This window comes from Streptomyces sp. JLBG701 (assembly GCF_058544905.1).
The window spans coordinates 1,718,016-1,737,451 of sequence record NZ_CM178588.1; the positions used below are offsets into that span (position 1 = coordinate 1,718,016).

The 19,436-nt window shown below is 70.7% G+C and carries 21 protein-coding genes and 1 riboswitch; of the genes, 13 read left to right on the forward strand and 8 right to left on the reverse strand.

The window, feature by feature from the left end; translation table 11 throughout:
- Positions 1-3: 3 nt before the first annotated feature.
- Positions 4-306: an urease subunit gamma gene (locus tag AC5DRG_RS07855; protein WP_491809163.1), complete on the reverse strand. Its 303-nt coding sequence runs from the start codon at positions 304-306 to the stop codon at positions 4-6.
- 130 nt (positions 307-436) lie between these two features.
- Complete coding sequence (locus AC5DRG_RS07860; protein WP_491809165.1) at positions 437-1,069, reverse strand: TetR/AcrR family transcriptional regulator; 633 nt, start codon at positions 1,067-1,069, stop codon at positions 437-439.
- Between the two features lie 140 nt (positions 1,070-1,209).
- Here AC5DRG_RS07860 and AC5DRG_RS07865 point away from each other — a divergent pair, with 140 nt between their 5' ends.
- Positions 1,210-2,211 carry an ABC transporter permease gene (locus AC5DRG_RS07865; protein ID WP_491809167.1) on the forward strand — a complete coding sequence of 334 codons (1,002 nt, stop codon included), beginning with the start codon at positions 1,210-1,212 and terminating at the stop codon, positions 2,209-2,211.
- 102 nt (positions 2,212-2,313) lie between these two features.
- Here AC5DRG_RS07865 and AC5DRG_RS07870 read toward each other — a convergent pair whose 3' ends face one another.
- A complete protein-coding gene (locus tag AC5DRG_RS07870; RefSeq protein WP_491809169.1) occupies positions 2,314-2,592 on the reverse strand; it encodes a type II toxin-antitoxin system Phd/YefM family antitoxin in 279 nt (92 codons plus the stop codon).
- Positions 2,593-2,680: 88 nt separating this feature from the next.
- On the opposite strand from AC5DRG_RS07870, the gene AC5DRG_RS07875 reads away from it, so the two are divergent.
- The 3 genes from AC5DRG_RS07875 (at position 2,681) to AC5DRG_RS07885 (ending at position 4,652) form a co-directional block, all read left to right on the forward strand.
- Entirely contained in the window at positions 2,681-3,307 is a 627-nt protein-coding gene (locus AC5DRG_RS07875; RefSeq protein ID WP_491809171.1) for an ATP-dependent Clp protease proteolytic subunit, read from the forward strand.
- A 7-nt stretch (positions 3,308-3,314) separates the two neighbouring features.
- Positions 3,315-3,623 (forward strand): hypothetical protein, encoded by a 309-nt coding sequence (locus AC5DRG_RS07880; protein WP_491809173.1) that lies wholly within the window; start codon positions 3,315-3,317, stop codon positions 3,621-3,623.
- Between the two features lie 362 nt (positions 3,624-3,985).
- Positions 3,986-4,175: riboswitch (cyclic di-AMP (ydaO/yuaA leader) on the forward strand.
- A gap of 3 nt (positions 4,176-4,178) precedes the next feature.
- Positions 4,179-4,652, forward strand: a complete 474-nt coding sequence (locus tag AC5DRG_RS07885; protein ID WP_491809175.1) for a C40 family peptidase — start codon at positions 4,179-4,181, stop codon at positions 4,650-4,652.
- A gap of 97 nt (positions 4,653-4,749) precedes the next feature.
- Here AC5DRG_RS07885 and AC5DRG_RS07890 read toward each other — a convergent pair whose 3' ends face one another.
- Positions 4,750-5,208 carry an ATP-binding protein gene (locus AC5DRG_RS07890; RefSeq protein ID WP_491809177.1) on the reverse strand — a complete coding sequence of 153 codons (459 nt, stop codon included), beginning with the start codon at positions 5,206-5,208 and terminating at the stop codon, positions 4,750-4,752.
- Between the two features lie 213 nt (positions 5,209-5,421).
- On the opposite strand from AC5DRG_RS07890, the gene AC5DRG_RS07895 reads away from it, so the two are divergent.
- Positions 5,422-6,282: a helix-turn-helix domain-containing protein gene (locus AC5DRG_RS07895; RefSeq protein ID WP_491809179.1), complete on the forward strand. Its 861-nt coding sequence runs from the start codon at positions 5,422-5,424 to the stop codon at positions 6,280-6,282.
- A gap of 9 nt (positions 6,283-6,291) precedes the next feature.
- Positions 6,292-6,507: a DUF397 domain-containing protein gene (locus tag AC5DRG_RS07900; protein WP_491809181.1), complete on the forward strand. Its 216-nt coding sequence runs from the start codon at positions 6,292-6,294 to the stop codon at positions 6,505-6,507.
- A 56-nt stretch (positions 6,508-6,563) separates the two neighbouring features.
- Here the strand turns inward: AC5DRG_RS07900 and AC5DRG_RS07905 are convergent, their stop codons facing one another.
- A complete protein-coding gene (locus AC5DRG_RS07905) occupies positions 6,564-7,691 on the reverse strand; it encodes an 8-amino-7-oxononanoate synthase (RefSeq protein WP_491809183.1) in 1,128 nt (375 codons plus the stop codon).
- A gap of 147 nt (positions 7,692-7,838) precedes the next feature.
- Between AC5DRG_RS07905 and bioB the strand changes: the two genes are divergently transcribed.
- From bioB to bioD, 3 genes are read left to right on the forward strand one after another with little or no spacing between them, the layout of a single operon-like run.
- Positions 7,839-8,990 carry a biotin synthase BioB gene (bioB, locus tag AC5DRG_RS07910; RefSeq protein WP_491809185.1) on the forward strand — a complete coding sequence of 384 codons (1,152 nt, stop codon included), beginning with the start codon at positions 7,839-7,841 and terminating at the stop codon, positions 8,988-8,990.
- Positions 8,983-10,263, forward strand: a complete 1,281-nt coding sequence (locus AC5DRG_RS07915) for an adenosylmethionine--8-amino-7-oxononanoate transaminase (protein ID WP_491809187.1) — start codon at positions 8,983-8,985, stop codon at positions 10,261-10,263. Before bioB ends, AC5DRG_RS07915 begins: the two co-directional genes overlap by 8 nt.
- Before the next feature lies 1 nt (position 10,264).
- Positions 10,265-10,981, forward strand: coding sequence for a dethiobiotin synthase (gene bioD, locus AC5DRG_RS07920; protein ID WP_491809189.1), 717 nt, complete (start codon positions 10,265-10,267; stop codon positions 10,979-10,981).
- A gap of 138 nt (positions 10,982-11,119) precedes the next feature.
- Here bioD and AC5DRG_RS07925 read toward each other — a convergent pair whose 3' ends face one another.
- Positions 11,120-13,564: a helix-turn-helix transcriptional regulator gene (locus AC5DRG_RS07925; RefSeq protein ID WP_491812990.1), complete on the reverse strand. Its 2,445-nt coding sequence runs from the start codon at positions 13,562-13,564 to the stop codon at positions 11,120-11,122.
- A gap of 118 nt (positions 13,565-13,682) precedes the next feature.
- On the opposite strand from AC5DRG_RS07925, the gene AC5DRG_RS07930 reads away from it, so the two are divergent.
- Together AC5DRG_RS07930 and AC5DRG_RS07935 are read left to right on the forward strand one after the other, a co-directional pair.
- Complete coding sequence (locus tag AC5DRG_RS07930; protein ID WP_491809191.1) at positions 13,683-14,369, forward strand: esterase/lipase family protein; 687 nt, start codon at positions 13,683-13,685, stop codon at positions 14,367-14,369.
- A 90-nt stretch (positions 14,370-14,459) separates the two neighbouring features.
- Positions 14,460-15,158 carry a class I SAM-dependent methyltransferase gene (locus tag AC5DRG_RS07935; protein WP_491809193.1) on the forward strand — a complete coding sequence of 233 codons (699 nt, stop codon included), beginning with the start codon at positions 14,460-14,462 and terminating at the stop codon, positions 15,156-15,158.
- Here the strand turns inward: AC5DRG_RS07935 and AC5DRG_RS07940 are convergent.
- Both AC5DRG_RS07940 and AC5DRG_RS07945 read right to left on the reverse strand, forming a co-directional pair.
- Positions 15,153-15,527 carry a fic family toxin-antitoxin system, toxin component gene (locus AC5DRG_RS07940; RefSeq protein WP_491809195.1) on the reverse strand — a complete coding sequence of 125 codons (375 nt, stop codon included), beginning with the start codon at positions 15,525-15,527 and terminating at the stop codon, positions 15,153-15,155. The genes AC5DRG_RS07935 and AC5DRG_RS07940 overlap by 6 nt on opposite strands.
- A gap of 5 nt (positions 15,528-15,532) precedes the next feature.
- Positions 15,533-15,772, reverse strand: coding sequence for a toxin-antitoxin system HicB family antitoxin (locus tag AC5DRG_RS07945; protein ID WP_491809197.1), 240 nt, complete (start codon positions 15,770-15,772; stop codon positions 15,533-15,535).
- Positions 15,773-15,981: 209 nt separating this feature from the next.
- Here AC5DRG_RS07945 and AC5DRG_RS07950 point away from each other — a divergent pair, with 209 nt between their 5' ends.
- Positions 15,982-16,827, forward strand: coding sequence for an ABC transporter ATP-binding protein (locus AC5DRG_RS07950; protein ID WP_491809199.1), 846 nt, complete (start codon positions 15,982-15,984; stop codon positions 16,825-16,827).
- A gap of 4 nt (positions 16,828-16,831) precedes the next feature.
- A complete protein-coding gene (locus AC5DRG_RS07955) occupies positions 16,832-19,399 on the forward strand; it encodes an ABC transporter permease (protein WP_491809201.1) in 2,568 nt (855 codons plus the stop codon).
- Positions 19,400-19,436: the final 37 nt, after the last annotated feature.

The window sequence follows — 19,436 nt, forward strand, 5'->3', positions numbered from 1 at the left end:
CCCTCAGACGATCGGGTCGTGGACGGTGACGAGCTTGGTGCCGTCGGGGAAGGTCGCCTCGACCTGGACGTCGTGGATCATCTCGGGGATGCCGGTCATGACGTCGTCCCGGGTCAGCAGCTTGCGCCCGGAGGACATGAGCTCGGCGACCGTACGGCCGTCACGCGCGCCTTCGAGGATGTGCGACGTGATGAGCGCGACCGCCTCCGGGTGGTTCAGCTTGAGCCCCCGGGCCCTGCGCTTCTCGGCCACGTCGGCCGCCACGTGGATCAGCAGCCTCTCTTGCTCGTGCGGGGTCAGTTGCACGTCCCACCTCACAGTCCTCGCTCCGGACCGTGCGGGGTCCGGCTGCCGCAGCCACGGGCAAAGTCCCTGGTGGCGTGGAGGGAGGCTAGTTGGACGGAGTTTCAGGCAAGTTAACCGACCTGTGATCGACTCAGGGTCCCGAGCGCGGGTCCCGCATGCTCATCAGCGCCCGTAGACCGTTCCCCAGTATCTCGGGGGGCATTTCGCCGAACAGGGACATCTGCGCCGCGAAGCCCTGCGCGAGCGCGATCATCACCCGGGCCATGGCGTCGGCGTCCGCGTCCGCGGGGATCAGCCCCGCGGACTTGTAGCTCTCGACGACCCGCACCCACGCGGCACGCACTCTGTCGTAGCCGGTGCGCATGACGGCCGCCAGCTCCTCGTCGCCGCGCAGGGTTTCGGCCCAGACCTGGATCATCAGCCGGGGGAAGACCCACCGCCCGCCGTCCACGACCCCGGGCCGGGCCTCCCTGAGCTGGGCCAGGACGCGGGGGATCAGCATGTCCGGCAGCGGCGGCGGCGTCTCCACGGCCGCCGTCTCGTAGGTTTCGCGCACCACGTCGAGCACCTCGGCGACGATCGCGGCGATCAGCTCCTCCTTGCCGCTGAAGTAGCGGTAGACGGCCCCTGCGGAGAGGTCGACCTCCTTCAGCACGTCCTGCATGGAGGTCGCGTGGAAGCCGTTGCGGGCGAAGCAGAGCGCGGCGCCGTCGAGGATCTGCCGGCGGCGGGCGTCGAGGTGTGCCTGGGATACGCGGGCCATGGCCGACAACGTAGAACGAACATTCCTTCTTGACAAGCGCGAGGCGACGGGAGGACGGTGTGGAACGGACCTAAAACGAACGCTCCTTCTTTTTTCCTGCCCGACCGATCACCCGAACCCACCAACCCGAAAGGAACCCGATGTCCGCCCCCGCCCCCACCACAACCCGCCGCCTGATCGCGGTCCTCGTACTGGTCCCCGTCCTCGCGAGCGTGGCGCTGTGGGCCTTCGCCTGGCCGGCCGCCCGTACCGCGCCCCGCGATCTGCCGCTCGGCGTGGCCGGTCCCGCCGCCGCGACGGCCCAGATGGAGAAGCAGCTGGAACAGCGGGACGGCGCCTTCGAGATCCACCGTTACGCCGACGAGGCCGCCGCCCGCGACGCCATCGAGGACCGGACCGTATACGGCGCGGTCGTCGTCACCGCCCAGGGACCCGAACTGCTGACCGCGTCGGCCGCGGGCCCGGTCGTCGCCCAGCTGCTGGAGCAAGCGGTGACCTCACAGGCAGCCACCGCCGGGACACAGGTCGGTACGGTCGACGTCGTGGCCGCGCCGGACGCCGATCCGCGGGGCGCGGCCCTGACCGCCAGCGTCCTGCCGCTGGCGCTCGCCGGGATCGTCGCGGGCGCGGTGGTGACCGTGCTCGGGCTGCGCGGTGTCCGCGCGGTGACCGCACTGGTCGGTGCCGCCGCGCTGGTCGGCGTGGCCGCGGCGGGGATCGCGCACAGCTGGCTCGGGGTCCTCACCGGCGAGTGGTGGGCGGAGGCCGGGGTGCTCGGGCTGTCCACGCTCGCCGTGAGCGGGGCCGTCGCCGGGCTCGCCGCGCTGGTCGGGCCGGCCGGCATCGGAGGCGTTGCGTTCGTGGTGATGTTCCTCGGCAACCCGTTCTCCGGGGCGGCCTCTGCCCCACGGATGCTGCCCGAGCCGGTCGGAACGATCGGCCAGTGGCTACCGCCGGGCGCCGGCACGACCCTGCTGCGCTCGGTGTCGTTCTTCGACGGCGCGGCGGCGACCGGGCCGGCCCTGACACTGACGTGGTGGGCGGTGCTGGGCCTGGGCGCGGTCATGGTCGGCGGCCTGCTCAAAACACGCGCGGGGAAGGACGAACCGGCCGTCGAGCGGGAGCCGGCGCTGGTCGGTTGACCGGGCTGACCGACACCCAGGACCGACCGTGCACCCCGCTGCGGCGGACGGGGGCGCACGGTCTTCTGCGTTATCGCAAGAAATGCCGTAACGGCCGTGCCGCTACGAGGCGTTGGGCCCCCGGTGCTCAGCCGCGATCCCGAACCGCTGATGTTCGCGGGGAGCGGACGCGACCTCGCGGACGCGGGAGACCGAGCTGATCACCTGCTCCTCCACGGGCCGGTCGAGCTCGTCCAGTCGCTCCAGGTCAGCGGCGGAAACGAGGGCGACGAGGGGCTTGCCGTGCCGTGTCACGACGACGCGCTCACCGCCGTACACCACCCGGTTGATCAGGTCGGCGAGCTCAGCCCTGGCTTGCGTCACCGGAATCTCGTAGGCCATGCCCCCATCATAACGTCATGTACGTCCTGTACATTTTCTACAGAGACAGCTCCGCCGGAGACAGCTCTGCCATGAGGAGGGGTACGTCATGACCGGACCGTCCGCCCGCTACGTCCTGCCCGAGTTCACCGAGCGCACCAGTGCGGGACACCGGACGCTGGATCCGTACTCGAAGCTGCTGGAGGAGCGCATCGTCTTTCTCGGGACGCGGATCGACGACACCTCGGCGAACGACGTGATGGCTCAGTTCATGCACCTGGAGTACCAGTCGCCGGACCGGGACATCTCGCTCTACATCAACTCCCCGGGCGGCTCGTTCAGTTCGATGTCGGCGATCTACGACACGATGCAGTACGTCAGTTGCGACGTGGAGACGATCTGCCTGGGGCAGGCCGGTTCGTCCGCCGCGGTGCTGTTGGCCGCGGGCACACCGGGCAAGCGGTCCTCGCTGCCGGGGGCGCGTGTGGTGATCCATCAGCCGTCGCTGGCCGAGCCGATCGAGGGGCAGGCCAGTGATCTCGCCATTCAGGCCGAGGAGCTGACGCGCACCCGCGCCCTGCTGGAGGAGATGCTCGTACGGCACACGGGGCGTACGCCGGAGCAAGTGAGCGCGGACATCGAGCGGGACAAGATCCTGGACGCTCAAGGAGCCCTGGAATATGGGCTGGTGGACCGGATCGTCCCCAGCCGCAAGACCACGCTCGGCGCGCGGTGAGCCGACGATGCTCCCACCGGAACTGCCGCCGCTGCCCGCCCTGACGCGCGCCGAGGGCGAGTTGATCGACCGTTACCTCGATGTGGTCGACCTGCTCGGGCGCATCAACCCGGCGCATCACGGGGACACCTACCGAGGGCTGCGTGCCGCGCAGGCGCTGGTCGCCAAGGCGACGCAGTTGCGTGACGCACTGAACCTGATGCACCAGCGTGGCGAGACCGAACTGCACGCGCCCACGCTCGCGCGGGCGCTGCGCGTCCTGGACGGTGAGCGCCGGACCGCGCGCGTGACTCTGCCTCCACGCTCCGACAGTTGACGCACGCACACCCGGTCCGCACGCGCCGTCAGGCTGACGGCCCGTCCGGAGCAGCGTTCAAACGGGCCGAACGACGTACCCCCGTTCGGCGTAGTCACCTGTCGTTTTGCCGGACCGACAGGCTTGCACAACACGCGCGTCCCAAGGGCGAAATGAGGTCCTCCGGTGCTGGTCGGAGGCTCCTCGACCCCCTCGACACCGGATCGAACACCGAGGTGTCCACCCGAACGGGTGAGTGGTGAGTAACACCACAAACCACCGATTCCGTTGGGTATTTCGTTCATCCGTGAGTGAAGATCCTTGTCTGACGACAAGACCCCGCCACAGCGGCGGGGCGATCCGGGCGGACGCCGAGTCCTGCCGTCGCCCGGATGCCCGGTCGACAGGAGTGGATCGGCAGGAGTGGAGGACCCAAGCATGACGGGTCGCCGGAACGGTCGTTCGTTCGCTCGTTCCGAGCAGCCCTTGGGGTGAAGCCGCAGTACGCGGCCGGGCAACTTCGCCAGCCCGAATCCGACAGGTCATCCTTCACAGGCGGCTGACGAAGGGTTGCGCATGTCTGCGCTCAATCGTGTCCCGTCGCTGATGGCCAGGGCCGGTACGGCCTCGGCTCTCACCATCGCCGCCGTCGGCGGCTCCATCGTGGTCCCGGGCATCGCCTCCGATGCCGAAGCGGCCACGCTCGCGACAAAGGCACTCCAGGTCGCGGCTTCCAAGAAGGGCTCCCCGTACAAGTACGGAGCCGCGGGGCCGCGTAGGTTCGACTGCTCCGGGCTCACGTTGTACTCGTACAAGAAGGCGGGCAAGAGCCTGCCGCGTACGGCAGCCGCTCAGTACAACAAGACCCGCCATGTCTCGGCCAAGGGCCGCAAGGCCGGGGACCTCGTGTTCTTCCACTCGGGTTCCAGCGTGTACCACGTCGGCATCTACGCCGGGAAGGGAAAGATCTGGCACTCCCCGAAGACCGGGGACGTGGTGAGACTGCAGAAGATCTGGACCAAGAGCGTCTGGTACGGCCGGGTCAGCTGACCCGGCCGACGCGGTGGCGGCGTCCTGACGCGCCGCCACCGCGTCACCCCACTTCCCGCTACTGCCGCATGTGCCGAGTCCCTTTTGACGACAGGCACTAAGACTCCTGCTGCCCCGCCGCCGGCACCGGCTCCGCCGGTACGGTCCACGGCAGTTCGATGGAGACCGTCTTGCCGCCCTCGCGGGTGGGCCTGACTCTGAGCCGGCCGCCGCACTCGGCCGCCAGCCAGCGGATGATCACCATGCCCCGGCCGTTGTCCTGTTGGACGGCGGCCGGCAGCCGTTTGGGGAACCGCGGGTGGCTGTCGGTGACACCGATGCGCAACTGTTCGTCCCGGTCGAGCACGATGTCCACCGTGAAGGTGGGTGACTGCCCGAAGGTGTGCTGTACGGCGTTGGTGGCGAGTTCGGAGACGATGAGCCGGATGGTCTCGGCCAGATCCGTGTCCGCCGGCAGACCCCATTCCGCCAGGGTGCCGGCCACGTAGGTGCGGGCCGCGGACACCGAGACGGGATCGCTCGGCAGAGTGACGGATGCTTCCAGGTGGTCTGCCATGGCGCGGTCGTCCCTTTCTCACGGGACCGGCGTCCGACACAGAGCGGAGGGTTCGAGTACGGTCCCGGACTGGTGCTTCGCCGCCAGCCTGCCATTACCGCAGCGGTCATGGGGTGCGATCCACCAAGATATGCATATATCTGTCGCTCAAAGCGGTGAACTCTGCGACGGGAGACCGTATTTGGGCGACACGTAAGGACTAAGGAGTCATCCATGCAGTACGGTCCTGCGGTGCGCCGCCGGAAACTGGGCGCCGAGTTGCGCGCGCTGCGCGCCGACGCGGGTCTCACCAGTGGTGAGGCGGCCCGGCTGGTGGGCTGGCACCAGTCCAAGGTGAGCCGGATCGAGACCGGCGCGAGCGGCGTGAAACCGGCTGACGTGCGGTTACTTCTGGACGCCTACGGGGTGGCCGATTCCCAACTGCGCGAGCTGCTGCTCGTGTTGGCGGGCTCCGACGAAGGCGGCGGGCGGCACCACTGGTGGCACGCCTATCGCGGGGTACTGCCGCCGACGTACCGGGATTTCATCAGCCTCGAGTCACAGGCGAGTGGGATGCGCACGCTGGAGACCTCCGTGGTGCCGGGGCTGCTCCAGACGCCCGAGTACGCCCGCGCGGTGACCCAGGCGGCCGTGGACGGGCTGGAGGACGACCGGCTCGACGCGCTGGTCGAGGTGCGGCTGGCCCGACAGGACGTATTGCGTTCGGATCGGCCGCTGGAGCTCAGCGCGGTGCTTGACGAGGCGGTGCTGCGGCGGGAGGTGGGCGGGCCCGATGTCATGACGGACCAGCTGACGCGGCTCCAGGAGGCGGCTCGGCTGCCTCAAGTGCGGCTGCAGATCCTGCCGTTCGCGGCCGGAGCCCACATTGGCATCACGGGCCCTTTCGTAATTTTCTCATTTCCGAGCACTTCTGACCTGGACGTGGTTGTTCTCGACCACTTGACGAGTAGCCTCTACCTCGAACGGAAAGAAGACCTCCAGGCCTACAGCGAGGCCTTCAACACCCTTCAGATCCACGCCCTTTCGCCCGAGGACTCGTTGGATTACATCGCCGGGATAGGTGACGGCGCGTAAGGAGGCACCATGTCCGCACTGCCTCGGACCGTATCTTCCAGTGTCGATCTGCTCGGTGTGCGGTGGCTGCGCAGCAGCTACAGCACGGGAGCCAACAACTGCGTCGAGATGGCCCCATGGGCCGGACTGCTCGCCGTACGCGACTCGAAGGACACGTCAGGACCCGCGCTGCTCTTCTCCCCCGAGAGCTGGGCGGGCTTCGTCATGTCCGTCGGTTCCGTCTGATCAGTTCTGTCCGAATCGGTTCCGCATCGTGCGGCGCACGGCCGTGCCACGCCGACTCATGGTCGCGTCTCGCCGATCACACGTACAGCGCGTTCCACCTGTGCCTCGGAGAGGTCCCCACGAGCGGTGAGCCGGAGCCTTGAGATGCCGTCGGGCACGGAAGGAGGACGGAAGCAGCCCACGGCCAGCCCTGCCGTACGGCAGTCGGCCGCCCAGCGCACGGCCCCCTCCGGGGACGGCGCGCGCACGGAGACGACCGCGGCGTCCGGACGTACCGCTTCCAGACCCGCGGCACTCAGGCGTGCGTGCAGTTCGCCCGCCACCGCGCGCGCCCGCGCGGCGCGCTGCGGTTCGCGGCGCAGCAGCCGCAGGGCCGCGAGGGCCGCGCCCGCCGCCGCGGGGGCGAGGCCGGTATCGAAAATGAATGTTCGCGCCGCGTTGACCAGGTGGTCGATGACCCGCGCGGGGCCCAGGACGGCTCCGCCCTGGCTGCCGAGCGACTTGGACAGCGTGACCGTGACGACGACGTCGTCGGCGCCCGCGAGCCCCGCCGCGTGCGGGGCGCCGCGTCCGCCGGTGCCGAGGACCCCGAGCCCGTGGGCGTCGTCCACGACCAGCCCGGCGCCGTACTCCCGGCAGGCCTCGGCGAGCGAGGCCAGCGGGGCCGCGTCTCCGTCCACCGAGAACACCGTGTCGGAGACCGCGATCGCGCTCCCGGTGTGGGTGCCCAGGGCCTTGCGCACGGCGTCCGGTTCGGAGTGGGCGACGACCTGGGTGGTGCCGCGGGCCAGCCGGCAGCCGTCGATGAGCGAGGCGTGGTTGCCCGCGTCGGAGACGATCAGGGAGCCGTGCGGCGCGAGCGTGGTGACCGCGGCGAGGTTGGCCGCGTATCCGGAGGAGAACACCAGGGCCGCCTCGAAGCCGCAGAAGTCGGCGAGTTCGCGTTCGAGCTCGGTGTGCAGCTCGGTGGTGCCGGTCACGAGCCGGGAGCCGGTGGCGCCGCCGCCCCAGGTGCGCGCCGCCTCTGCCGCCCCTTCGGCAACCTCCGGATGGTGGGCGAGACCGAGGTAGTCGTTGCTCGCGAGGTCGAGGAGCGGCGAGTCGGCGGGGCGCGGCCGCAGGGTCCGTACGAGTCCGGCGCGGCGGCGCGCTCGCGCCTGCTCGTCGATCCAGCCGAACGCCATGGCTCCTCCGGGGATTTTGTAGGCAGTGGACAGACCCTAGCCGTCGGCCCAGCCACCCAGGATGTGGCAATACCCACACGTCGAAGCGCGTCTGTTGTCCGAACTCTCCTTGGCCCCGGGCGGTCCCGTAGGACAGGATCGGCTCTCATGGACCTGCTGAACACGCTGGTGGACAAGGGGCTTCGGCGCGAGCTGCCGACCCGCGAGGAAGCTCTGGCCGTGCTGGCCACCTCCGACGACGACGTGCTCGACGTGGTGGCCGCGGCCGGGAAGGTGCGCCGGCACTGGTTCGGCCGACGGGTGAAGCTCAACTATCTCGTCAACCTGAAGTCCGGCCTGTGCCCGGAGGACTGCTCGTACTGCTCGCAGCGGCTGGGCTCCACCACCGGCATCCTGAAGTACACCTGGCTCAAGCCCGACGAGGCCTCCAAGGCCGCCGCCGCGGGCCTCGCCGGGGGCGCCAAGCGGGTCTGTCTGGTGGCCAGCGGGCGCGGTCCGACCGACCGGGACGTGGACCGGGTCGCCGGCACCATCAAGGCGATCAAGGACCAGAACGAGGGCGTCGAGGTCTGCGCCTGCCTGGGCCTGCTCTCCGACGGACAGGCCGAGCGGCTGCGTGAGGCGGGCGCGGACGCCTACAACCACAACCTCAACACGTCCGAGGGGACGTACGGGGACATCACGACCACGCACACCTACGCCGACCGCGTCGACACGGTCCAGAAGGCCCACGCGGCCGGGCTGTCCGCGTGCTCGGGCCTGATCGCGGGCATGGGCGAGAGCGACGCGGACCTCGTGGACGTGGTGTTCTCGCTGCGCGAGCTGGACCCGGACTCGGTTCCGGTCAACTTCCTGATCCCGGTCGAGGGCACCCCGCTGGCCAAGGAGTGGAACCTGACCCCGCAGCGCTGTCTGCGGATCCTGGCCATGGTCCGGTTCGTCTGCCCGGACGTCGAGGTCCGTATCGCGGGCGGCCGCGAGGTCCATCTCCGGACGATGCAGCCCCTCGCACTGCACCTGGCCAACTCGATCTTCCTCGGCGACTACCTCACCACCGAGGGCCAGGCAGGCAAGGCCGACCTGGACATGATCGCGGACGCCGGCTTCGAGGTGGAGGGCGCCGGCGAGGTGACGCTGCCGGAGCACCGTACGGACGGCGCCTGCGGGTCCGGCGGAGTGTGCGGTTCCACTGCGGCGGACACAACGGAAGCGCCTGTGGACACCGTCCCCGAAGCCCGTACGGACCTCGTCGCCGTACGCCGCCGGGGCGCCGGAACGGACCTCGCGCCCAATGCCTGACCTGCCCGTGGCCGAGCTGCTGGAACTGGACCGGCGGCACGTCTGGCATCCGTACGGGCCGATGCCCGGGCGCCAGGAACCGCTCGTCGTGGAGTCGGCGAGCGGGGTACGGCTGCGGATGGCGGATGGCTCGGGCGAGCTGGTCGACGGGATGTCGTCCTGGTGGTCGGCGATCCACGGCTACAACCACCCGGTGCTCAACGAGGCCGCGCGCGAGCAGCTCGGCCGGATGAGCCATGTGATGTTCGGCGGGCTCACCCACGAGCCCGCCGTACGGCTGGCGAAGCTACTTGTCGATATGTCACCGGACGGCTTGGAGCACGTCTTCCTCGCCGACTCGGGGTCGGTGTCGGTCGAGGTCGCGGTCAAGATGTGCCTCCAGTACTGGCGCTCGCTCGGCCGCCCCGCGAAACAACGCCTGTTGACCTGGCGCGGCGGCTATCACGGGGACACCTGGCAGCCGATGTCGGTGTGCGACCCCGAGGGCGGGATGCACGAGCTGTGGACCGGCCTCCTCCAGCGCCAGGTGTTCGCGGACCCGCCGCCGGCCGAGTACGAGGAGTCGTACGCCGACCAGCTGCGCGAGCTGATCGGGCGGCACGCCCATGAGCTCGCCGCGGTGATCGTCGAGCCGGTGGTGCAGGGCGCGGGTGGGATGCGGTTCCACTCCCCCGCGTATCTGCGGGTGCTGCGCGAGGCGTGCGACGCGCACGACGTGCTGCTGGTTTTCGACGAGATCGCGACCGGCTTCGGCCGCACGGGCGCGCTGTTCGCGGCGGAGCACGCGGCAGTCACGCCGGATGTCATGTGCGTGGGCAAGGCTCTGACCGGCGGCTATCTGACCATGGCGGCGGCGCTGTGCACCACGCGCGTGGCGGACGGTATCTCGCGGGGCGAGGTCCCGGTGCTCGCCCACGGCCCGACCTTCATGGGCAATCCGCTGGCGTCGGCCGTGGCCTGCGCCTCCATCGAGCTGCTGCTCGGCCAGGACTGGCTCACCGAGGTCAAGCGGATCGAGGCGGGGCTGCGGGAGGGGCTGGCCGAGGCCGCCGCGCTGCCGGGTGTGCGGGATGTCCGCGTTCTCGGCGCCATCGGGGTCGTCCAGCTCGACCACGCGGTGGACATGAAGGCGGCCACGGAGGCAGCCGTGCGCGAGGGCGTGTGGCTGCGGCCGTTCCGCGACCTCGTCTACACGATGCCGCCGTACGTCACGAACGACGCGGACGTGGCGCGGATCGCGCGCGCGGTGTGCGCGGCGGCGTGGGAGGGATGACATGCCGATCCTGGTGATCACGGGCACGGGCACGGAGGTCGGCAAAACGGTCACGACCGCCGCCGTCGCCGCGGCGGCGCTCGCGGCCGGCCGGTCGGTGGCCGTGCTGAAGGCCGCACAGACAGGGCTACGACCGGACGAGCGCGGGGACGCCGACGAGGTCGCGCGTCTCGCGGGCAACGTCACGGCGACTGAACTCGCCCGGTATCCCGACCCGTTGGCGCCCGGGACGGCCGCGCGGCGGGCCGGGCGGGCGCCGGTGCACCCGCACGAGGTGGCCGAGGCCGCCGCCAAACTGGCCGTCGAGCACGACCTGGTGCTGGTCGAGGGGGCGGGCGGACTGCTCGTCCGGTTCGACGAGGAGGGCGGCACGCTGGCTGACGCGGCGCGGCTGCTGGAGGCGCCGGTGCTGGTCGTGGCGGCGGCGGGCCTCGGCACGCTGAACACGACCGAACTGACGGCACGTGAACTCCGGTTCCGTCGGCTCGACTTGCTGGGTGTGGTGATCGGGAGTTGGCCCGACTCCCCCGATCTCGCGGCGCGTTGCAATCTCGCGGATCTGCCGGAGGTGGCCGGGGCGCCGCTGCTCGGGGCGGTGCCTGCGGGGGCAGGTGCGCTCGCGCCGGCCGACTTCCGGGCGGGGACGCCGGGTTGGCTGGCGCCGCGGCTTGATGGGACGTGGGATGCGGAGGAGTTCCGGGGGCGGGAAGGGGCATGAGGGGCGGCGCGTTCTGAGACTGACGGTCCGGCAGCGCCGGTTAAGGGGCGCGGGGCTGTATCGATATGCGGCTCCGCCGCGTGGGCGCGACCAGCCACAACGCACCCGCAGACGACGCACGACCTTTCCAGCCGATCACTAGGGCACGTCGCTCTCCGCCAGCAGGCGTACGAGTTCGATGCGGGACCGGATGCCCAGGCGCGCGAAGACTCCACGCAGATGGTGGTCGATGGTGCGTGGGCTGAGGGCAAGGCGGACAGCAATCTCCCGGTTGGTGGCACCCTCAGCCGCCATACGGGCCACCAACAACTGCTGGGCAGTGAGGCTGGTCGTCGGATCATCCGCCCCGCGCGCCGGTGACGCGGGGGCGCCCAGCGCACGGAGTTCGCCGCGGGCCTGGGCCGCGCAGTGGGGCGCACCGAAGTGCTCGAACGCCTCCAGGGCGCTGTGCAGCCGGTCGCGTGCCTCCGTACGGTGGCGCAGTCGGCGTAGCGCGCCGCCGAACAGCAGCTCCGTACGGGCGCGTTCGAAGTCGCGGGTGCCACGCGCGTGGAGGTCGAGTGCCGTGCGGTAGTGGTCGACGGCTTCGGGGCCCGGGGCGAGCAGGGCGCGGCAGCGGGCGCTGAGGGCCAGGTCGTCGGGGCTGCGCACGGCGCTGGCCCAGCGGTGGTAGTCGGCGTGGGCGGTACGGGCGACCCGGGTGTCGCCGGTGCGGACGGCCGCCTCGACGTAGTGCGGGGTGGCCAGGTGCCGGATGGCGCGATGACCGTGTCCGGGGCCGAATCCGGCCAACGCGCGCAGTCGGGCCGTAGCGGAGTCGAAGCGGCCGCTGGTGAGGTCGAGGAAGGCGAGCGCCCACTGGGCGAGGGCCGCGGGCAGGCCGAGGCCGCGGCCGAGGGCGTAGGAGCGGGCCGTCGCGGCGCGCTCGCGGCAGACGTCCGCGTCGCCGGTGACCGCGGCGAACATGGCGAGCGCGGCCTGGAGATGACACGCCCCGTTGTCCTGGCCCGTGGCGTGGGCCTGCCAGAGGGCGTCCACCGCGGCGGCCTCGGCGGCGCGCGGGCGGCCGGTCCAGAAGTCCGCGTAGGCACGGAACTCCATGGCCTGCGGTACGAGGGCGGTCGCGCCCTGGGCCTGGGCCGAGGCGGCGGCGCGCACGGTCGCCGTGGAGGCACGCGCGTGGTCGCCGAGCATCAGCGCGGCGATACCGGCGTGGATGAGGAGGGTGGGATCACCACCCGGCCCGCAGCGTCCGGCCGCAGCCCTGAGCAGATCCCGCGCGTCCTCGTACCGCCCGTCGAACGCGGCCGCCAGCCCTCCGAGCGTCCCGGGCACCGCGACACCCAGCCGCCCGGCGACCGCGGCCGCCTCCCGGCATCGGCCGAGGTCGCCGGTGTAGATGGCGGCCTCGGTGACACGTGCGAGCAGGTGGAGCGTGAGGGCCGGGGGGTCGGGGGTGGTGGGGTTGGAGGCGGTGGAGTGGCGGGCCATGGGCTCGCTGTCTCCGACCGCTCGGGTTCTGGGCCCGTTGGCGTTAGCCCTTCCCGTGCTCGGTCTGATGGCCTGATCTGCCGGGCGTCCCGGCGCGTCGGCCGTCGTCCCTCCGGGTCTCGTCCGGGCAGCGCCGCGCCCGTCACCGCCCGTGGCCCCGACCGGGACACCGCGCGTCACCCCCACCCCCGATGAGCTCTCCCCGGAACGGTCGGCCCCCCTCTCCCGCTCCACCGTCGCCGTAAGCAGCGCGTCGAAGGCCTCGGTCGCGTTGCCTGTTCTCAACGCGAGGACGCCGGTCAGGGCGTTGTCGTCGGTGGCGGCGGACAGGCGGCGGGCGCGGTCGCCGTCGCCGGACTGCCAGGCGTCGATGGCGGCCTGGGCCAGGAGGCGGGACTGTTCGCGCGGGTCGGGGGACAACGCGGCGGCGCGTTCTACGAGGGCGCGGGCCAGGGTGTGGTCGCCGGCGGCGCGGGCTTTCCCCGCCGCCGTGCGCAGTTCCGCCGCCAGCCGTCCGCTCGGGCCGAGCGCGCCCGCTCCCCGTTGCCAGGACCGTCGGGGCGTCTCGCCCTCGCCGCGCAGCACGCGGGCCAGCAGCCGGTGGACGTCACGTCGGTCCGCCGGGGACCCCGTCTCGTAGGCGGCGATCCTCGTCCAGGCGTCGCGGAAGACGACGCCGCCCGCCGTCGCGTGCGCGATTCCGGCCACTTCGGCGGCTTCCAGGGGCCGGGTGTCGAGGCGGACGGCCGCGACCGCGCGGAGGAAGGCGTGGGTGGCGACGGGGTATTGGTCCGCGGCGGCGAGGAGCAGCAGCAGGCGGGTGTCGTCCGGCAGCGCCCGTATCTCCCGGCGGTGCGCGCGCAGGAGTTCGGGGGCCAGTTCGGCTGGCTCGGTAGGCAGCGGGTCGAGGCCGGTCCGCTGCCGTTCGCTGAGCAGCGGGACGAGTTCGGCGGCGGCGCACGGGTCGCCGAACACGGCGTGCAGCACCCGTACCCGGACGCCTTCGGGGAGCGCGGAAGCCAGCCGTGGCCACGCGCCCGTGCGCTGCGGTGGCGAAGTGCGGTCAAGAGGCGGGGGGTTCACCGGAGTCACCACACCAATGACGTTACTGGCGAGTTAATTGACACGTAAAGACCGGCGATTTCGCCGATGCGGCGCGCGTAGACCCCCGCTGACACTCCTGACAACCCCACCCGTATCAGGAGGCATCATGCAGCGCTCCACGCGTCGCATCGCCACGGCCCTCTCGGCCCTGGCAGCATCGCTCCTTCTGTCGCTCTCCCTGTCCGCGCCGTCTGCTCACGCGGCGACCCACAACCCCGTCGTCTTCGTGCACGGCATCAGCAGTTCGTCGAGCAGCTGGGACGACTGGGTCGCCGACTTCAAGGCCGACGGCTACACGTCCTCGGAGCTGGACGCCTGGTCGTACAGCTGGTCCCAGTCGAACGCCACCACCGCCCAGCAGCTGGCCACCGAGATCCAGCGAGTTCTCTCCGCGACCGGCGCCTCGAAGGTCGACCTGGTCGTCCACTCCATGGGCACGCTGAGCGCCCGCTACTACCTCAAGAACCTCGGCGGGACGTCGTACGTCGACGACTTCGTCTCGACCGCCGGCACCAACCACGGCACGACCACCGCGTCGTGGTGCGCGTGGCTGTACACCTCGTGTGCCGAGATGTACACCGGGAGTTCCTTCCTGACCTCGCTCAACTCCGGCGACGAGACCCCGGGCAGCGTCGCGTACGCCAGCTACTGGTCGAACTGCGACGACGCGCTCACACCGGACACCACGGCGATCCTGCGCGGCGCCACGAACGTCGAGGTCGGCTGCGTCTCGCACACCGACATGAACAACGACTACGGCGTGTACGAGCAGGTGCGGGACTTCATCGCCTGAGTCACGGGATATCCCGTGGGCGGCAGCGGGGGTGCGCGCGGCCTGTTCGGGGGACAATCGCGGTAAGGCAGTTCCTCCTGGGAGGTTTCCATGCCGCTGAGGTCCGCCGGCTCCGCGAAGGTGTCACGGGATGCCGTGCACCACCCGCTGTTCGCCCGCTTCTATGCCCGGATCAGTGTGAACGCCGAGACCCGGATGGGCATGGCCGGGGTGCGTGAGAGGCTGCTCGCCGGGCTGTCCGGGCGGGTCATCGAGATCGGCGCGGGAAATGGCCTGAACTTCGCGCACTATCCGAGCGCCGTCTCGGAGGTCGTCGCGATCGAACCGGAGCGTCTGCTGCGGCAGTTGGCCGTCGAGGCGGCCCTGCGATCCGAGGTGCCGGTCGATGTGGTGCCGGGAGCGGCGGAGGCCCTGCCGGTCAAGAGCGAGGCCTTCGACGCGGTGGTGCTGTCGCTGGTGCTGTGCAGTGTGCGGGATGTGCCGCGAGCCCTCGGCGAGGTGCGGCGGGTGCTGAAGCCCGGTGGCCAGGTGCGGTTCTTCGAGCACGGCGCCGGGGGCGGCCAGGCGATGCGTCTCACCCAGCGCGCCCTGGACCGCACGGTGTGGCCGCCGCTGATGGGCGGCTGCCATGTGGCCCGGGACCCGGTCGGCGCACTGCGGGACGCCGGCTTCGAACTCGGCCCCTATCTGCGGGTGTCGATGCCGGAGAACGGACCGAAGCTGCCGAGTTCGTACTGCGTGCTCGGTACGGCCTGGCGCCCCGGGGTCAAGGAAAAGCGAGCCTCATAGGCTCCACTGGCGCAGTTCGCGCGCGATGTCGTCGACCGATGCCTCGCCGCTCTTCACCAGCCGGGCCAGATCGCGGACCTGCTCGGGCGAGGTGACGACCTTGAGGCCGCTCGCGACGAGGTACGCGTAGGCGACGGCGGAGGCGAACAGGGCGTTGGAGCGCTCCAACGCCGGTACGTGGATCAGGAGTTGGAGCAGGGCCGCCGCGCGCGCGTGCGGGCTGTCGTAGACGGGCACGTCGAATATCTCGGCCTCGTGGCGGGCCACGGCGGCGACGAGTGCTCCCCAGTCGGTGACCTGGGGATCTCCCGGTGTGTTCTGTTCGGCGAGCATGAGGAGCCAGGCAAGGTCGATTCTGAGATTGCTCAACGGGATCAGCGGCGACCTTCGCGTGTGCCCTCGCGGTCAGCGCCGAACTCGTCGGCGAAGACGCTCTCGTACTGCTTCATGAAGTCGGACGCGGCCTCCACGAACGTGTGGCCCACCTCGCCCGTGTCCCGTCTGACCAGTTCCTCGATGTAGCGGTTGACGCTCATGCCGCGGGCCGTGGCACGTTCGCGGGCGGCGCGGGCCGTGCCCTCGTCCACTCGTACGTTCAACTGGGTCTTCGCCATACCTAGAAGCTAGCGCCGAAATGCTAGCAACGGCAAGAGGGGCCTGGGGTCACCCCGCGGGTGGAGAGTGCCCCTTACATCGATATCAGGGGCACGACCTGCGCAGGAGACCACCTAGGACCCAAGGGGGATACCGGGTGTGTGCCGGGTCACACTACGCTCGGCCGGGACAAGGAAAGCCGGACGTCCACACGAGCGAGGAGGCGGCCTTGTCCACACCTGCTGCGGAGCACGCCCCGGGCCATGTATCGGCCGACGGGATCGCGGCTCGCGCCCGCGGTCTGACCAAGGCGTACGGATCGGGCGAGACAACCGTGCTCGCCCTCGACTCGGTGGACGTGGACATCGCGCGCGGCCGCTTCACCGCGGTCATGGGGCCCTCGGGGTCCGGAAAGTCCACACTGATGCACTGTCTGGCGGGGCTCGACAACGTCTCGGCCGGACAGGTATGGCTCGGCGACACCGAGATCACGGGCCTGCGCGAGCGCGAGCTGACCAGGCTGCGCCGGGACCGGATCGGCTTCATGTTCCAGTCCTTCAACCTCATCCCGACCCTGAACGCGGTCGAGAACATCACCCTGCCCATGGACATCGCGGGCCAGAAGCCCGACCAGAAGTGGCTGGACCAGGTCATCGACACACTCGGTCTGCGCGACCGCCTCAAACACCGGCCGGCCCAGCTGTCCGGCGGCCAGCAGCAGCGCGTCGCCTGTGCCCGCGCGCTGGCCTCCCGCCCCGAACTGATCTTCGCGGACGAGCCGACCGGCAACCTGGACTCGCGCGCGGGGCTTGAGGTCCTCGGCTTTCTGCGTGAGGCCGTGGACGACCTGGGACAGACCGTCGTCATGGTCACCCACGATCCCGGCGCCGCCGCCCACTCCGACCTGGTGCTCTTCCTCGGGGACGGCCGGATCGTCGACGAGATGGAGCGGCCCACGGCGGAGGCGGTACTGGAGCGAATGAAGAGGTTCGACGGCATCCGCAGCACGTTCGAAGGCGACGGTCCCTCCGACAGCACGGCCCCCGACACCGACGTAACCCTCGACAAGGACTGAACCCGTGCTCAAGGCGACCCTCAGAAGTTTCCTCGCGCACAAGGGGCGGCTCATGCTGTCGGCCCTCGCCGTCCTGCTGTCCGTGGCGTTCGTCGCGGGCAGCCTGATCTTCTCCGACACCGTGACTCAGACCTTCGACCGGCTGTTCGCCTCCACGGCCGCCGATGTGACCGTGCAACCCAAGGAGGACATCGAGTCGTCCGTGCCGACCGGCGCGGTGCTGACCGTGCCCGCCTCGCTCGCGGAGCAGGTGAAGCAGGTCGAGGGGGTCGAGTCGGCCCACGCGGACGTGTCCGTCGAGAACCTCACGGTCGTCGACAGCAAGAACGAGTCCGTCGGTCCGACCACGGGCGCGCCCACCATCGCCACGGACTGGTACGTCACCGACCGCAGCCCCGTGAAACTGACCTCGGGCCACGCCCCGCACGGAGCGTCCGAGGCCCTCCTGGACGCGGACACGGCCGACAAGAAGGACGTACGGATCGGCGACCTGCTGACCCTGCTGGCCGAGCCGGGCACGTTCAAGGTGAAAGTCGTCGGCATCGCCACCTTCACCACCACCAACCCCGGTGCCGCCCTGGTCTTCCTCGACCCGCAGACCGCGCCGGACCAGCTCCTCGGCTCCCCCGACCAGGCCACGAGCATCTCCGTGAACGCGGCGCCCGGAGTGAGCGACGCCGTGCTCAAGCAGCGCGTCGCGGCCGATATCGGCACCGGCACCTACGACCTCAAGACCGCCGACGAGCAGGCCAAGTCCGACGCCGCACAGCTCGGCGGCTTCCTCGACGTCATCAAGTACGTGATGCTCGGCTTCGCCGGGATCGCGGTCCTCGTCGGCGTCTTCCTGATCGTCAACACCTTCTCGATGCTGATCGCCCAGCGCACCCGCGAACTCGGCCTGCTCAGGGCCCTGGGCGCCGACCGGCGGCAGGTGCGGCGCTCCGTGCTCACCGAGGCGCTGCTGCTCGGCCTGGTCGGCTCGACGCTGGGCCTCGCGGCCGGCATCGGGCTGGCGTACGGGCTGATCAAGCTCATGAGCGCGTTCGGCATGAACATCAAGACCACCGAGATGGTCGTCGGGTGGGCGACTCCCGTGACTGCGTACGTCGTCGGGATCGGCGTCACCTTCGTGGCGGCGTACCTGCCGGCCAGGCGCGCATCGGGCGTCTCGCCGATGGCGGCGCTCGCGGACGCCGAAATCGCCGGTGTGGGACGGCCGTTGAAGGTCCGCGCCATCGTCGGCTCCGTCATCGGCGCGGCCGGTCTGGCCGCGCTCGCGGGCTGTGCCACCTCGTCGGAGACGGCGTCCGCGGCCTCCCTGCTGGGGCTCGGCGTCGTCCTGACACTCATCGCGACCGTGGTCGCGGGCCCGCTCCTGGTCCGGCCCGTGATCCGGGTGCTGGGCGCGGGCTTCCCGGCGCTCTTCGGCTCGGTCGGCCGCATGAGCCAGCGCAACGCCCTGCGCAATCCCCGCCGCACGGGCGCCACCGCGGCCGCCCTGATGGTGGGCCTCGCCCTGGTGGGCGGGATGTCGGTGGCGAGCGCCTCCATGTCCCGGTCCTTCGACGAGCAGATCGACAAGGCGCTCGGCGCCGACTTCGTGATCCAGAACACCAACTTCGTGCCGTTCTCGCAGGAGGTCACGGACAAGGTGCGCGGCACGGACGGTGTGGGTCTCGTCGTACGACAGCGGTTCGCGCCCCTCGCCGTGGAGTTCCCGGACGGCAAGCGGATCGAGACGACCGCCGCCGGCTACGACCCGCAGGTCGACGACGTCGCCAACATCACCTACGCCCAGGGCGACAGCGCGGCCGCGCTCGCGGACGGCAACATCGCCATGGACGCCGCCTTCGCCAAGGACCACGCCGTGAAGCTCGGCAGTGTCCTGCCCGTCGAGTTCCCGGCCGGCCAGAAGACCGAGCTGAAGGTGGCCGCCCTCACCGACCAGGACTCGGCCGACGGGTTCGGGATGCAGGGCGGGCTGTACTTCGGGATCGCGACGGTCGAGAAGTACGTACCCCGCGGGCAGGACTCCGCGCTGTACGTCAACGCCGCCTCCGGCACCAGCGCCGACCAGCTGCGCGCGGGGCTTGAGCGGACGCTGGAGCCGTATCCGCAGGTGCAGGTGCGTGACCTGGCCGACTACAAGAAGCTGATCCACGACCAGATCGCGGTGCTGCTCTACCTCGTGTACGCGCTGCTCGGCCTTGCGATCGTCATCGCGGTGCTCGGCGTGGTCAACACCCTCGCCCTGTCGGTGGTGGAGCGCACGCGTGAGATCGGGCTGCTGCGGGCCATCGGGCTCGCCCGGCGTCAGCTGCGCCGGATGATCCGCCTGGAGTCGGTGGTGATCGCGGTGTTCGGCGCGGTGCTGGGGCTCGCCCTCGGCCTGCTGTGGGGCGTGTGCACGCAGCAGGTGCTCGCCTTGCAGGGCATGAAGGCGCTGGCCATCCCGTGGAGCACGATCGTCGCGGTCGTGATCGGCTCGGCGGTGGTCGGCATCGTGGCGGCGCTGCTGCCGGCGTTGCGTGCATCCCGCATGAATGTGCTGGCGGCCATCGCGCACGAGTGATGGAATCGCGGAACCGGTACTCAAGTCGCCCGCAGCC

Excerpts from the sequence above, each read along its gene's own strand:
- AC5DRG_RS07860 (WP_491809165.1), bottom strand. The coding sequence starts at position 1,069 with ATGGCCCGCGTATCCCAGGCACACCTCGACGCCCGCCGCCGGCAGATC.
- AC5DRG_RS07865 (WP_491809167.1), top strand. The coding sequence starts at position 1,210 with ATGTCCGCCCCCGCCCCCACCACAACCCGCCGCCTGATCGCGGTCCTC.
- AC5DRG_RS07870 (WP_491809169.1), bottom strand. The coding sequence starts at position 2,592 with ATGGCCTACGAGATTCCGGTGACGCAAGCCAGGGCTGAGCTCGCCGAC.
- AC5DRG_RS07875 (WP_491809171.1), top strand. The coding sequence starts at position 2,681 with ATGACCGGACCGTCCGCCCGCTACGTCCTGCCCGAGTTCACCGAGCGC.
- AC5DRG_RS07880 (WP_491809173.1), top strand. The coding sequence starts at position 3,315 with ATGCTCCCACCGGAACTGCCGCCGCTGCCCGCCCTGACGCGCGCCGAG.
- AC5DRG_RS07885 (WP_491809175.1), top strand. The coding sequence starts at position 4,179 with ATGTCTGCGCTCAATCGTGTCCCGTCGCTGATGGCCAGGGCCGGTACG.
- AC5DRG_RS07890 (WP_491809177.1), bottom strand. The coding sequence starts at position 5,208 with ATGGCAGACCACCTGGAAGCATCCGTCACTCTGCCGAGCGATCCCGTC.
- AC5DRG_RS07895 (WP_491809179.1), top strand. The coding sequence starts at position 5,422 with ATGCAGTACGGTCCTGCGGTGCGCCGCCGGAAACTGGGCGCCGAGTTG.
- AC5DRG_RS07900 (WP_491809181.1), top strand. The coding sequence starts at position 6,292 with ATGTCCGCACTGCCTCGGACCGTATCTTCCAGTGTCGATCTGCTCGGT.
- AC5DRG_RS07905 (WP_491809183.1), bottom strand. The coding sequence starts at position 7,691 with ATGGCGTTCGGCTGGATCGACGAGCAGGCGCGAGCGCGCCGCCGCGCC.
- bioB (WP_491809185.1), top strand. The coding sequence starts at position 7,839 with ATGGACCTGCTGAACACGCTGGTGGACAAGGGGCTTCGGCGCGAGCTG.
- AC5DRG_RS07915 (WP_491809187.1), top strand. The coding sequence starts at position 8,983 with ATGCCTGACCTGCCCGTGGCCGAGCTGCTGGAACTGGACCGGCGGCAC.
- bioD (WP_491809189.1), top strand. The coding sequence starts at position 10,265 with ATGCCGATCCTGGTGATCACGGGCACGGGCACGGAGGTCGGCAAAACG.
- AC5DRG_RS07930 (WP_491809191.1), top strand. The coding sequence starts at position 13,683 with ATGCAGCGCTCCACGCGTCGCATCGCCACGGCCCTCTCGGCCCTGGCA.
- AC5DRG_RS07935 (WP_491809193.1), top strand. The coding sequence starts at position 14,460 with ATGCCGCTGAGGTCCGCCGGCTCCGCGAAGGTGTCACGGGATGCCGTG.
- AC5DRG_RS07945 (WP_491809197.1), bottom strand. The coding sequence starts at position 15,772 with ATGGCGAAGACCCAGTTGAACGTACGAGTGGACGAGGGCACGGCCCGC.